The following is a 12884-nucleotide window of genomic DNA, read 5'->3' as shown; positions in this document are numbered from 1 at the left end:
TATGAGGGCGACGCTGCCGTTCTCGTCATGGTCACCGAAATGGTCCATCATGAAGACGGATCGATCGGCAAAGTTGGCCACGCCGGGGCAATTCGGCCCGATTATCGGCATTTCTCCTGCTGCGTCCACAAGCGCGAGCTGAGCTTTTTCCCCGCCATGCATTTCGGAAAAACCGGAACTGTTGCAGATAGCGCCCGCGACCCCGAACTGCACAAGCTCTCGGACGAGTTCAACGACATTGTTGCGTGGGATCGCCACATACGCTAAGTCCGGCACCTCGGGTAAGGCGGCTATATTGGGTACACAGGGAACGCTGGCGAGCTCACTCCGTCGCGGATTGACAACATGCATACGGCCCTGAAACCCGCGCGCATGGCAATACTCAATAGCGGGAACCATAGACGCCCCACCGATAAAAACCGCGCTCTGCGGTGTCAGCATGCGCTTGAGACGTTCGCGTCTGCGGTCGTGGGCAGTGTGATAGTTCCCGGCGATGTCGCCACAGAAATGCTCGGGCAATCGGCAACCCCTGAAACTGTCGCAGCGTTCCGAAATAGCTTTGGTCTCGGACTCCCACTTCATCTTCGTTACCTCAATTGGCTGGGCGCGATGCTCCGAGGGGATTTCGGAACAGCGCTCGCCAGGCGCAGGGATATCGGCGAGCTCATCCGACCTAGGCTTTTCAATACCCTGTTCTTGGCGCTGACCGCCGCACTCATCGCAGTTCCTCTGGCGCTGCTTTGGGGGAATTCTGGCCGCGCTTTATAGGAACACCGTTTTCGACCGTATAATCAATGTCGCCACACTTGCCTCAAGATCCTTCCCGGAGTTTTTCGCAGCTACATTCTTGTCTTGATCTTGGATCACGCTTTGGACAAGTGAGTGTAACTTACTGCGAAACGCCCGAATTTGTGCTGGCCACACGTCACCGGCCTGTATCGAGCCGGGTTGCTGTTCGTGACACATGAGGGCAATGGTTCGATGCTCGCATTGAAATCAGCGTCGATAAAGAAGGGGATTGAATATCGCTCGCGGCCCGAGGTGTTCACCACGCGGTGCATGTTCGCCAGGTAGACATCGTTGGTGAGCCGCTGAATCAAGTCGCCAATATTGATTATGAAAGTCCCGTAGATTGGCATTCCCTCGACCCAAATGCGATCTCGGTTCATGACCTGAAGACCACCCACGTCGTCCTGCGCCAGGACAGTCAGATTGCCGTAATCCGTGTGGGCGCCAATACCGATGATGTCTTCACCGATATAACCACTCTGCGGCGGGTAATGAAGCAGGCGCTGAATGCTGATCGGATTCCGCGTGAGGCTCTCGAAATAGCTTTCCGTTAGGTCTAGACTGAGGGCGATGCCCTTCAAGAGTTTCTTAGCGAGGTCCACCATCCTTTGATGGTATCCGTATGTCAGTTCCCGAAATTCGGGCAGACTTGAGGGCCACTGGTTGGGGCCAAAAAACGGCCCTTCCACCGTCGAGCATTCAGGTCCGATGTCAAAGCACTCCTTCAGGTCTTTCGTCTTGCCCGGATCGGTGTTCTCCCCGAACGGTTCAATGTATCCGCGGAGGGCCACGTCGGATTTTCCAATATGCAATGCCATCTTTTGCCACGTGGGCAGATCAAAGAACCGGCGGCTCACTTCGAACACCGAATCCACAAAGTCCTGCGGAATGCCATGGTTCTTCACATACATGAAACCAGTATTCATCAACGCCCAACGTATCTCCTTGGCTACCCTCTGCTTGTTGCTGCCGTCGAGAAGTGGCGCTATATCGACGACCGGGATCTTATCAAAGCTTTCGCGTTTCGCGCGCAGCCTATCGTCGAGTCTAGCCGCGAGATCCTTGGGCATGAGTACACCTTGTTTGACAAAATGGGGTTCGGCGCAACGTTCAGTTCGGTCTGTTAATCGAGGGTGTTCATGACAGCTCCTCCGTGTAGGGACAGACGGTCATTGGTGGCGAAATGCGGCTGATTTATAAGCTGTTCCTTGTCGTGTTGCTGAGCATGGCTGTCCGACCATACGGAGTCGGCTACCGGATAGCCGGTTTTCCAGGAGCTGGCGATCATCGGCGCCCGATGCTGCCGGCGTTCGGTCCTGCGAAAACGAGTGGCCGCAAGGGCGCTTCTGCCGGCCTCTCCAGCGGACATGGGACTTCCTCCTTTCACGAGCAAGGTGATGGTGGGGCTTGGTAATAAGCCTGATACGTAACGATGGCAGAATATATATCGAAGTGTGGCGCTAACAAGCAAGTATAAATAAGTTAAATTGTTTTGGCTTTCATTTCATTTCATTTAACATATTTTGACATCTCGAGAAAGTAATATTGACAATTCGTCAAGCCTAGTTCAAATGCGCCTGTGCCCACCGGATGCGCAACGATGTCCGGCCGGTTCTTTTCGTAGTCACGATGAACGATTAGCGCAGGATAGTCCGCAACCCCGGAATGATCGTGATATCGGGCTTCGGCAGCCTTGAGTTTGATCGTATAGTCGTCAATTCTTATGTCGGCGCCCCTCGATCGCCTTGCCCGTCTTTCGGCCAACTGTCACGGCTCGTCCTCCGTGGAGAGGATCGGCTCGGCCCGCCCGAGCAACCCTCGGACGCGCTGTGGAGGGCGATCACCCGGCCGAGGCGGACATACGATCTTACGTTGTGTGCATCAAGTTTGGCAGAATTGCGCGACCATGAAGCTGGTCATGTGGCTTGGCGTCGAGCGAGCTTCTGGTGCTCGCGCAGGTCATCCATATTATGTAGTGGTTGGCCTCCATCCAGTAGTAGCTGGCATGACCGATGCCGACTTCAGATTGTCGTGAATGATGTCGTAAGTGCTGTGTCGGGGTCAGCATTTCAGTATGCAAGTGACCTGTGAGCCTCCCGATTCTGTCTCGGAATCGGAGATCTGGGATGCCAAGAAAAACCGAAACATCCGGACATGCGAGCCAATCCAGCGGGAAGCGTTTGTGTCCGGGTCGCCTCGGCAAAGGTGTAGCTGGAGGCACCCAGCACTGCACGAAGTTCTGCGCCTCGCGGACATCACCGGTCTTGCGATCGACAATCGGGATCTTCTTTCCGGAATAATCCACAAAGACCTTGTCGCCGGCCGCATGCTCTAGCAGGCTTCTCTGATTGGGGTCGTTGAGGTCAAGCTCCTCCTGATATTTTTCCGGACCATGTCGCCCCGCGGGTCACTCGCTTCTCTTCGCGGTCGACGTTAGGCCGCCGCACGATGGGGTCAGTAGAGCGAGGCGTCCCCGAAACGGAATTCTGTTGCATCACTCCACATGCGATGCAGAATGACAGCGAGCTTGCGGGCAACGGCAACTCGGGCTCGAGCCATACCGCGCCGTTTGGCGACGTTCATGCCCACGCTCTGAGGCTCGACCATTTCTTGCTGAGCACCAGCAGCGAATGAGTCGCCTCATAGAGGGCCGTGCGGGCAAGTTCGTCACCGCATCGGCTCACCTTGCCCTGAATGTCCGTTTCGCCAGATTGTTAACGTGCTGGGTCAGACCCAGATGAGACGCCGACCCGCCAGGAGCAAGTCTGCCGGCGACTCATGAGCGTTCCAAGTGTGGCACGAAAGGCGAGCGCGGTGATGGGAGAGGACCTGCTTTGTCAGTCGCCCGAACTCGCGCAGCATGGTGGCCAGGATCACCAGAAGCGGCTCGACAAGCGCCATAATGACCGTATCTGCGCCAATCAGTTCGCGCACGCGATCAGCGAAGGCTGCACGGCTTGGAGTGCCAAGCTTGATGCCGACCTCCCGCAAAATCGCCCTCACGACATTTTCGATCGTCCGCATTCCATTGAGGACCGTGCGTCGCGCGACGAGGAGGGACCGCCAGAACCGACACTGCCGGCTCTTCACATGCACCTGCCGATACCAGCCCCTGCGCATGATCTGCGCAAGCGCGCGGGCGTCGTTGCGATCGGTTTTGTTCGGCATCGTTTTCATCGCCGCGTTAGCCTGCCGGGTCTCGATGCAGATCGCCGGCAATCCTTCGGCGCGAATACCGTCATAAAGCCAGGCTGTCAGCGAGCAGGCTTCGAGCCCGATGCGCTCCAGCGGCAGATTAATTTTCCGCAGGGCCTCATAAAGCGCCCTCGGCTCACTCGCCGCCCGCCTTTCCTTCACGATCCGGCCGCTCTCGTCGACGACACAGATCGCGGTCTCTTCCAAAGACACGTCAAGTCCGGCAAAATACTTCATGGCTGCTCCTCCTGATGTTGTGGCGATCTACATCGATCACGTTCTCCCATCTCGACAGGAGCAGCCGCCCTCAATCTGGCTCGGGCGAGACCCCAATCACCCCGTCTGTTGAAAAACTGTTTTGTTTACGGAACGTATCAGAATCAGATCGAGCACAAATCAGATTCAAAACGGGTATCTCCGTTCCTTTTTCCACAGCCTGCTAGACGATGTTGTGGTTGTCGGGGGCGGGCAAGATGTCGGCAGTTTCACTGCCCCGGCCCGCGATATAAGAAGGCGTCGGCCGCTTTTGTGGACTTCTACGGAGATTTAAGTAGCGACTGTCACAACGATGCGATCCAGCGACACGTGGCCGAGCCAGGCACGGATCGTGTTGATGTCAACACCAGTGCGCAGGAGGTGGACGGCTGTCGTGTGCCTAATTGTATGCGGGCTGACGCGGCCAAGCTCGGCACGGCTTTGCTCGCCATGACAGCATATTGCCGTCACGACGCGGTGTATTCCAAAGCGATCAAAGGCTCTTCGTCCGCCCCAGAAAGACTGCATCGCTCTTGTCCGGGTCAGTCACGAGGCGGGTCAACGACGTTGGCGTCGCTGGCCACAATGGGCAGATCCAGACCGTGTTACCCTTGCCCTGGGGTGGCACTGACGGGACGTGCGCAGTTGGAGATTGCCGACCATCAATTTGCAGCTTCATCGGCGCGAGCACCGCTGCAAAACGGAAGAAAGAGCAAGGGACCGTAAACAAATAGAGGCGAAGCATTCATATGGGACAATATTTATTTATAAAATACGTAATAAAAGATTAACTAGACGGCATTTACCAGAGACGGGGCGTGCGGTAATAAAAAGCGAGGCAGTTATTTGGTTTGGTTCCCCGCGAGTCTAGACGCATTCAGAATACACATAGAAACATGAGAATAATGTTTCATCCAAACCAGGTGCATGGACGGAACCGTATATGCGTGGCTTGATGAGAACTTGCTGGTTGCAATTTACCGGATTAACGCTCGGCCCGGCTGCGCCAGTTGCCGGAGCGCATGGGAGGCGCCGTGGGCGCAAGCATCCCCTGGCTTATCAGATTGGGCCAACGTCACGTCGGCTGGAGAATCACTACCATGACGCATTCCAATAAGGTGGTTATCATTACTGGCGCAACGTCGGGGATAGGGAAGGCCGTCGCGCAGGCCTTCGCCGCGACAAAGGTGTCTCTCGTATTGGTCGGACGCGATCGAGAGCGGGGTCAACGAGCCCTAGAGTCGGTTCAGGAACTCAATTGTCCGGCTGAATTGATGCTGGGCGATGTGACTGACTCGGCCTTCGCCGACCAGGTGATTGATTTCAGCGTAGAGCGGTTCGGAAAGGTCAGCGTCTTAGTCAACAGCGCAGGTATCATACGGCGTGGAAGCGCCCTCGAGACCACGGATGATGATTGGCGTCAGACATTCGACGCCAATGTCAACGGTGTGTTCTACTTTAGCCGCGCCGCAGTGAAGGCTATGAGGAGGACCGGCGGCGGCAGCATTGTCAACATAGCCTCGAATGTGGGGCTAGTTGGCTGTTCCGGGCTGGCTGCCTATTGTGCTTCGAAGGGCGCGGTCGTTCTTCTGACGCGAGCCATGGCCCTTGATCACGCCAAAGAGCAAATCAGCATCAATGCCGTCTGTCCTGGCGCCGTTGATACGCCCATGCTTGTGTCGGCCCATAGTAAGCCGGTTAGCATCGACGAGGTCCTTCAAAGGAATGTCGATGCGATACCCCAGGGTCGCGTGGCTACTCCGAAAGAAATAGCAGGCTTGGCGCTGTACCTCGCGAGCGAGGCAGCCAGCCACATCACAGGGGTTGCTCTTCCGATAGATGGCGGCGTCACTGCAGGATAGGAGGAATTTTTGGGTAATCGGCTATCAGGCAAAGTTGTCGTCGTCACCGGGGGCAATCGAGGCATAGGGCGGGCGATTGCCGAGAGGCTCGCTGATGAAGAGGCGATGGTTGTCGTCGGCGATTTGTTTGACGAGCGCTCTCCCCCTGTCAGCGTCGAGAGGCTAGCGTTTATGTGTCTTGACGTCACAAAGGAGACCTCGGTTCGTGCATTCGTTGACGAGGTCCTTCAGAAGTTTGGCAGGATCGATGTACTAGTCAACAATGCTGGTATCATCGTGCATAAGTCCATCGACGAACAGACTGTCGAGGATTGGGACCGACTTATGGCGGTCAATCTCCGTGGTCCGTTTCTCATGGCCAAATATGTGGCCCCAGAAATGAGACGTGTCGGCTTAGGCACGATCGTCAACATTGGGTCGGTCGAGGGCTTTATGGTCAACCCCTGGCATACAGCATACGCCGCCACCAAGGCCGGCGTGCACGGTCTTACGCTTGGACTCTCAGTTGACCTTGGACCTGATGGAATACGCTGCAATACCGTTTGTCCCGGTTGGATCGAAACTGACCTGAATCGGTCCTACGTAGAACTCCACCCGGACCGAAGCTTGGTCGAGCGGGAATTGGCGCAACTACATCCGGTGGGAAGGATCGGATCCCCAAAGGAGATAGCAAATGCGGTCCTTTGGTTGGCTAGCGACGAATCCAGTTTCGTTAGCGGTGAAATGATCGCTGTCGACGGCGCCCGGACCAAGAAGATATCGCTGCCATCCATCTTGGACGGGGACTATCGGGCCAAGCTGACGAAGCCATAGTACTACCGAGTCAGAAAACTTCGTAGATTCAATGGTGGCCAGGATTTGTTAGTTTGTCGATTCGCTGTTTTTGATGGATCGATGAGATAACAGAGTTTGAGGCCGGTATCGCGGACCGTTTTGAGGCGTGTGTCGAGGCGCTGAGCGGCGTTTTTGATCATTCGGATCGAACGCGGCCTCTTCATGATTATTGCAGCGGACTGTTGCTGCCGGGGGAGCGCAAGAGTCGAACCGATGGCGGCGCTTGTGGCTCCGGGTCGGGTTTCGGCGAAGCACCAATCGCTTCTGCACTTTGTTGGCCAGGCGGGCTGGTCGGATGCAAAGGTGCTGGCCAAGGTGCGCGACCTGGTGCTGGCGGCGCTTGTGGCTCCGGGTCGGGTTTCGGCGAAGCACCAATCGCTTCTGCACTTTGTTGGCCAGGCGGGCTGGTCGGATGCAAAGGTGCTGGCCAAGGTGCGCGACCTAGTGCTGGCGGCGCTGGAGCAAAGAGGCCTGGATCGTCGACGACAGCGGTTTTCCCAAGAAGGGGATGCATTCGGTTGGGGTGGCCCGGCAATACTGTGGACGCTTGGGCAAGCCAGACAACTGCCAGGTCGCGGTGACGCTGTCGGTGGCCAACCATGCGGCGAGCCTGCCGGTCGCCTATCGGCTTTATCTTCCCAAAGCTTGGGCCGAGGATGCGAGCCGTCGTGCCAAGGCAGGGGGGGTGACATTCAAGACCAAGCCGGAGATCGCACTGGATCAGATCCGCACGCGCTGGCCCAAGATATCGCACCCGGCGTCGTGCTGGCGGATGCCGCGTATGGCTGCAACGGCGCCTTCCGCGCCGGCCTCACCAAGGTGGGTCTGCCCTACGCAGTCGCCATCCAGTCCAATGCCAGTGTCTGGCCGCCGGACCTGCAGCCCTTGCCTGCCAAGCCCTGGAGCGGGCACGGGCGACCGCCGTCGCGACTGCAACGCGGTCCCGGCCATGCCCCGGTCTCGGTCAAGGGTCTGGCCATGAGCCAGCCCTCGGCATTCGTCACGCCCACCTGGCGCGAGGGATCCAATACGCCGCTCACCTCGCGTTTTGCCGCCATGCGTGTCCGCCCCGCCGCCCGGCGCGCCACGCTGCGGCCTGTCGAATGGCTGCTTGTGGAATGGCCCGATGGCGAGACCGAACCGACCGGATATTGGCTCTCGACCTCGCCGCAAGGCATCGGCATCGAGGCACTCGTCGATCTTGCCAAGCTGCGCTGGCGCATCGAGCGTGATTACCAGGAACTCAAACCCGAACTGGGTTGGCCCATTACGAGGGGCGTGGTTGGCGAGGCTTCCACCATCATGCAACCCTTACAATTGCCGCTTACGGCTTCCTCATCCCAGTGGCGAGCCACACCTTCACACCGCTCGGGATCGAGATCATCGCCGCTCCAGCACATCCAGGATCCGGCCGAGCGCCTCGCTGTCGATATCACTCTCGACCCGCAGGCGGCGGGCGCCGCCAAGCTCGATCGTCACCATGCTGCTCTTCTTGCGCGATCGGGATATCGGTGATTGCAGCGCAGGCGGTTGCGGCGCCGGCCGCGCCTCGACGACTTCCACCGCAACGAGCTGTGACATGGACGGCGCGGAGATCTGGCAGAATTCCTTGCGCCACCGGAAAAGCTGGCTCACATGAATGCCAGCCGATTGCGAGATCTCGGAAGCACTGGCCCCCGCCTCAAACGTCGCGGCGACCAGCCGCTCTTTTTCCTCCCGAGACCAGCGCCGGCGCCGCTCGACCGACGTGATCACTTCAATCTGATGCTTCGTCACAGGGCTACTCCCAGTGCTTGCACTGGAACTTGCAGCCCTTCAGCCTACCTCAGCAAGGCGGCCTTCACCGGAGCAGTACCATGAATCACAACATCAAAAGCTGGAGACGGCTACTCGACCTCGACAACCTCAACCACGGCCTGCTGCTGCGATCCGGATATTGCGTCGAAAAAAAGGGAAGCCCGTCCTCGGCAAGCCCAGGCCTGGGCCTGAGACCGCGCATTTCATCGAGCACGAGGCCTACAAAGACATCGCCCTCGTCATCCCCGCCCTACGCGAACTCCACTACGTCACCCGTTCTGACGACCCGGACTGATCGGCGGCGGCGCGCGGACTAACGACCGACCCACCATAGACACATCGCCAGACGGTTTCGGGAAAGGTGCCTCGGCGCATCGCCTACCTGCCAAGCGGCTTCGCTGCTGGTCTTGTCTCGCCTCCGTGACGCCTCCGTGATTCGGCGTCACGGTCAGAATCACGGCAGATTCATACGGGGCAATAGGCCCGCCGACGATGTGGGTAATCGGAAGCCGGCCGATGCGGCGCGACAATGAAGCTGCGGCTTCTCATCAGAATATTGTCGCGCCACAGGCCAAGGCCGCGGAGATATGAATTCGGCTCATCTGCCGTAATACGCTCGATCATTTCAAGATCGCATTGGGTATCCAGGAGGAATTGTCGACGACCGCCCTTCCAGGTCCGTACGGCCGTGTTTCCAACGTCTCTTGATGGTCGTGGCGCCACTCTCGTCGGTGCGAGTTACCGTTGAGTGGGGGCATGAGCAAAGAATGCCTTATCTCTCCTTGAGTGCGACCCGGCCGAGGGCTGCAGGTGCGCCAACTGCAGCTTGAAAGTTGCGGATCAACTCCAGTCTCTCCATGACTATCGCACGCCATTTTTCAGCGCGCCGAGTTCTCAAGTTGAAGCCAAGGCATTTCATCTCGTTGGTCGCCGCTAAGGCTCCATCTGCCGATTTCCAAATTTGGTTCAGCAGTAGGTAGCGCTTGTCGTCATAGTCGATTAGCTGCGAGGTAACGTGGATAGGTGTGCCCAGGGCTAGTTCGTTGATGTACCGCACGTGGTTGTCAACGATTACGTTTTCGTGCCCCTCACGTTCCTCCATTGTGCCTTCTGGACTGTTTATCCAGTTCCAGAAGGCCCAATTAGCATGACTGCTGATGGTGAGATAGTGGACGAAGCTCACATGCTCGAACTCATCAATCCAGTCCGGACGAACGTTTGTCCGAAAGAGCACAAACGGGGCCTCCAAATGACCGGTCCAAGGGATCGGCAGATCATATATTTCGGCCATGCCTTAGCGTTCTTTCATTGTCATAGACGCAGTCGAGAAGCGGAGCCACCCTCCTCAACGCTCCTCGGTATTCTTGGATCGCCCTCAAGCGCCGCGGCGCGAAAGGCAGGTGTGGCGGCTGTCAAAATGGCGTCAGCAACACCCGAACCGTGGCTCAGACTCCCCTCTCGCGCATGAGCTGCCGACTGATGATGTGACGCTGGATCTCCGATGTACCTTCCCAGATACGCTCGAACCGAGCATCGCGGTAGATCCGTTCAAGGGGAAGATCAGCCATCAAGCCCATGCCGCCGCAGGTCTGGATTGCCTGGTCGGCAACGCGTCCCAACATTTCGGAGCACCAGACCTTCGCCATGGCACCATCCTCGATCACGGTTGGGAAGTTCTGATCAACCCTCCATGCAGTGTTCATCAGGAGGAGGTCGCCGAGCCGGATGTCGATTGCCATATCGGCCAAGGGAAAGCTTACGCCCTGGAACTTACCGATTGGTTGGCCGAACTGCCTTCGCTGGGCGGCGCAGTCGGCCGCAACTTCGAAGGCCCGCTCGGCACGCGCCTGGCAGACGGCCGCGATAGTTAAACGGCCCGGTCCACCAAGCCAGTCACTAGCGACCTTGAAACCCTCGCCTTCCGCTCCGACCATTTGCCAGCCGCCTACCCGCACGTCATCGAAGCGCAAGATATTGTTGTGATAGCCTCTATGACCCATTTGCTCGTAACCATTTGCCACTTCCAGCCCCGGCGCGTCGAGGTCGACGAGGAAGCAGGAGATCCTTTTCCGGGTGCCCACGGGCGTTTGATCCTCGCCCGTCACGGCGAACAGGATTACGAACTCGCAGAGCCGCACATTCGCGATGAAGTGCTTTGTACCGTTGATGACCCAGTCGGACCCGTCCTTGACAGCGCGAGTCTTCATCGCCTTCAAATCGGAGCCTGCATCAGGTTCCGACATCGCGATGCATTCGCGCTTCTCGCCCCGCATGACGGGATCGAGGAAATGGGTGACCTGCTCGCCCTCGCATGCAGTCAGGATGTTGCAAGGCCGGCGGACGGATTCCGCCAACGCCAGCGAAGCTCGCGAAAGGCCTTTCGCTACGAGCGTTAACGAGACGCAGTCAAGCCCTGCCCCGCCCACGCTTTCGGGCATGTTGCAGGCGTGGAGGCCTACTGTCATCGCCTTGCGACGGATATCAAGCTCCAACTCCCGCGGGAGCTCGTTGGTCTTTTCCAGCAACCCTTCGTGCGGGATCAGTTCCTTTTCACAGAATTCCCGCGCTGTCTGATTGAGCAGTTCCTGCTCCGCGGTCAGTTCGAAATCCATCAGTCACATCCTTGGTTGTGCGCATTGGCGCTCGCCAAAAGTTCATGCCCTTCTCCCGCGCATGAGCTCCCGGCTGATGATGTGACGCTGGATCTCCGATGTTCCTTCCCAAATGCGTTCCACTCGGGCGTCACGATAGATGCGCTCTAGCGGAAGGTCAGCCATAACCCCCATTCCGCCGCAAATTTGTATCGCTTGATCGGCTACTCTGCCGAGCATTTCCGAACACCAGACCTTCGCCATGGCACAATCCTCGATGAAGGTTGGGAAGTTCTGATCGACTCTCCACGCGGTGTTCATCAGGAGGAGGTCGCCGAGCCGGATGTCGGTTGCCATATCAGCCAAGGGAAAGCCTACGCCCTGGAACTTACCGATGGGTTGGCCGAACTGCCTTCGCTGGGCGGCATAGTTGGCCGCAACTTCAAATGCACGTTCGGCACGCGCCTGGCAAACAGCCGCGACTGTCAATCGACCAGGACCAAGCCACTCGTTGACAACCTTAAATCCTTCGCCCTCGCCGCCAACCATCTGCCAATCGCCAACTCGCACGTCATCGAAGCGCAAGATGTTGTTGTAGAAGCCACGATGCCCCATGTGATCATAGCCTGGAGCGACTTCAAGGCCGGGCGTGCTTAGATCGACAAGGAAGCAAGAGATCCGCTTCCGCGGTCCCGAGGGTGTTTGATCCTGGCCGGTCGCGGCAAAAAGGATTACAAAATCCGCGATCTGAGCGTTAGATATGAAGTGTTTGGTGCCATTGATGATCCAGCCGTCGCCGTCGCGAACCGCTCTTGTCTTCATACCTTTCAGATCGGAACCGGCATCGGGTTCCGTCATAGCAATACACTCTCGCTTTTCGCCGCGCATAACCGGTTCAAGAAAATGCCCGATCTGGTCACCGACACATGCGGCGAGAATGTTGTTCGGTCGGCGCACGCATTCGGCAAGCGCCAAGGAAGCTCGAGACAGAGCCTTCTCTACAAGTGTCAAAGAGACACAATCGAGCCCGCCCCCACCCACGCTTTCGGGCATGTTGCAGCCATGGAGGCCAATCGTCATCGCCTTGCGACGGATATCAAGCTCCAATTCCCGAGGGAGTTCGTGGGTCTTTTCCAACAACCCTTCGTGCGGGATCAATTCCTTTTCGCAAAACTCCCTGGCAGTGTTGTAAATGAGCTTTTGCTCTGCGGTCAGTTGAAAGTCCATCAACGAGTTCTTTCTTGTTCTGCACGGCGAACGTTCCCTGCCGAGTAAATATGAAGAGCCGTGACGTCGAGCCTTTAGCCGTTTGGCAAATTGACTCTCTGGAAGTGCGGGAAGCTTCATGCGAGGAACACTGCTAAAAGCCATTCATCTTCAGAAACTCGCTCATTGCTCCTCCGCGTATGCCAAGTGGAAAAGGCATTTGGCCTACCGGCCCTGCCAAACGGGCTTTCGCTTCTCGGCAAATGCTCGCAGGCCCTCGCGCTCGTCCTCCGACCCGAACACTTTCTGAACGATAGGCAACTGTTTCAACCGATCCTCCTCTGCTTGTCCATCG

The 12884-nt window shown here is 57.5% G+C and carries 10 protein-coding genes and 3 pseudogenes; 3 read left to right on the top strand and 10 right to left on the bottom strand.

Going from position 1 to position 12884, the window contains the following annotated elements; translation table 11 throughout:
* The 6 genes and pseudogenes from ABVQ20_RS40010 to ABVQ20_RS39985 all read right to left on the bottom strand — a co-directional run.
* Window positions 1-582: CoA-binding protein (locus ABVQ20_RS40010; RefSeq protein ID WP_354465338.1), on the bottom strand; the 582-nt coding region annotated here is incomplete at its 3' end.
* A 281-nt stretch (window positions 583-863) separates the two neighbouring features.
* A complete protein-coding gene (locus tag ABVQ20_RS40005; protein ID WP_354465336.1) occupies window positions 864-1859 on the bottom strand; it encodes an isopenicillin N synthase family dioxygenase in 996 nt (331 codons plus the stop codon).
* Window positions 1860-1912: 53 nt separating this feature from the next.
* On the bottom strand, window positions 1913-2158 hold the full coding sequence (locus tag ABVQ20_RS40000) for a hypothetical protein (RefSeq protein WP_354465334.1): 246 nt from the start codon (window positions 2156-2158) through the stop codon (window positions 1913-1915).
* Between the two features lie 764 nt (window positions 2159-2922).
* Window positions 2923-3121, bottom strand: a pseudogene (locus tag ABVQ20_RS39995) (IS21 family transposase); the annotation flags it as partial.
* A gap of 122 nt (window positions 3122-3243) precedes the next feature.
* Window positions 3244-4221, bottom strand: a pseudogene (locus ABVQ20_RS39990) (IS110 family RNA-guided transposase).
* A 309-nt stretch (window positions 4222-4530) separates the two neighbouring features.
* Window positions 4531-4767: a tyrosine-type recombinase/integrase gene (locus ABVQ20_RS39985; protein ID WP_354465332.1), complete on the bottom strand. Its 237-nt coding sequence runs from the start codon at window positions 4765-4767 to the stop codon at window positions 4531-4533.
* Between the two features lie 572 nt (window positions 4768-5339).
* On the opposite strand from ABVQ20_RS39985, the gene ABVQ20_RS39980 reads away from it, so the two are divergent.
* The 3 genes and pseudogenes from ABVQ20_RS39980 to ABVQ20_RS39970 form a co-directional block, all read left to right on the top strand.
* Complete coding sequence (locus tag ABVQ20_RS39980; protein WP_354465330.1) at window positions 5340-6101, top strand: SDR family NAD(P)-dependent oxidoreductase; 762 nt, start codon at window positions 5340-5342, stop codon at window positions 6099-6101.
* A gap of 9 nt (window positions 6102-6110) precedes the next feature.
* A complete protein-coding gene (locus ABVQ20_RS39975; RefSeq protein ID WP_354465329.1) occupies window positions 6111-6914 on the top strand; it encodes an SDR family NAD(P)-dependent oxidoreductase in 804 nt (267 codons plus the stop codon).
* Window positions 6915-7000: 86 nt separating this feature from the next.
* A pseudogene (locus ABVQ20_RS39970) lies at window positions 7001-8275 on the top strand (IS701 family transposase); the annotation flags it as partial.
* Between the two features lie 40 nt (window positions 8276-8315).
* On the opposite strand, the gene tnpA reads toward ABVQ20_RS39970, so the two are convergent.
* The 4 genes from tnpA to ABVQ20_RS39950 form a co-directional block, all read right to left on the bottom strand.
* Window positions 8316-8711, bottom strand: coding sequence for an IS66-like element accessory protein TnpA (gene tnpA / locus ABVQ20_RS39965; protein ID WP_354465327.1), 396 nt, complete (start codon window positions 8709-8711; stop codon window positions 8316-8318).
* A 793-nt stretch (window positions 8712-9504) separates the two neighbouring features.
* Complete coding sequence (locus ABVQ20_RS39960; protein WP_354465325.1) at window positions 9505-10023, bottom strand: thioesterase family protein; 519 nt, start codon at window positions 10021-10023, stop codon at window positions 9505-9507.
* A gap of 154 nt (window positions 10024-10177) precedes the next feature.
* Window positions 10178-11344, bottom strand: a complete 1167-nt coding sequence (locus tag ABVQ20_RS39955) for an acyl-CoA dehydrogenase family protein (RefSeq protein WP_354465323.1) — start codon at window positions 11342-11344, stop codon at window positions 10178-10180.
* A gap of 42 nt (window positions 11345-11386) precedes the next feature.
* Window positions 11387-12550 carry an acyl-CoA dehydrogenase family protein gene (locus ABVQ20_RS39950; RefSeq protein WP_354465321.1) on the bottom strand — a complete coding sequence of 388 codons (1164 nt, stop codon included), beginning with the start codon at window positions 12548-12550 and terminating at the stop codon, window positions 11387-11389.
* Between the last annotated feature and the right edge of the window lie 334 nt (window positions 12551-12884).

It is taken from the genome of Mesorhizobium shangrilense, from assembly GCF_040537815.1.
Taxonomy (GTDB): domain Bacteria; phylum Pseudomonadota; class Alphaproteobacteria; order Rhizobiales; family Rhizobiaceae; genus Mesorhizobium; species Mesorhizobium shangrilense.
The sequence above is the reverse complement of the archived record's forward strand: the minus strand, read 5'-3'. Positions and strand labels throughout refer to the sequence as shown.

Excerpts from the sequence above, each read along its gene's own strand:
- ABVQ20_RS40005 (WP_354465336.1), bottom strand. The coding sequence starts at position 1,859 with ATGCCCAAGGATCTCGCGGCTAGACTCGACGATAGGCTGCGCGCGAAA.
- ABVQ20_RS40000 (WP_354465334.1), bottom strand. The coding sequence starts at position 2,158 with ATGTCCGCTGGAGAGGCCGGCAGAAGCGCCCTTGCGGCCACTCGTTTT.
- ABVQ20_RS39985 (WP_354465332.1), bottom strand. The coding sequence starts at position 4,767 with ATGCAGTCTTTCTGGGGCGGACGAAGAGCCTTTGATCGCTTTGGAATA.
- ABVQ20_RS39980 (WP_354465330.1), top strand. The coding sequence starts at position 5,340 with ATGACGCATTCCAATAAGGTGGTTATCATTACTGGCGCAACGTCGGGG.
- ABVQ20_RS39960 (WP_354465325.1), bottom strand. The coding sequence starts at position 10,023 with ATGGCCGAAATATATGATCTGCCGATCCCTTGGACCGGTCATTTGGAG.
- ABVQ20_RS39955 (WP_354465323.1), bottom strand. The coding sequence starts at position 11,344 with ATGGATTTCGAACTGACCGCGGAGCAGGAACTGCTCAATCAGACAGCG.
- ABVQ20_RS39950 (WP_354465321.1), bottom strand. The coding sequence starts at position 12,550 with ATGGACTTTCAACTGACCGCAGAGCAAAAGCTCATTTACAACACTGCC.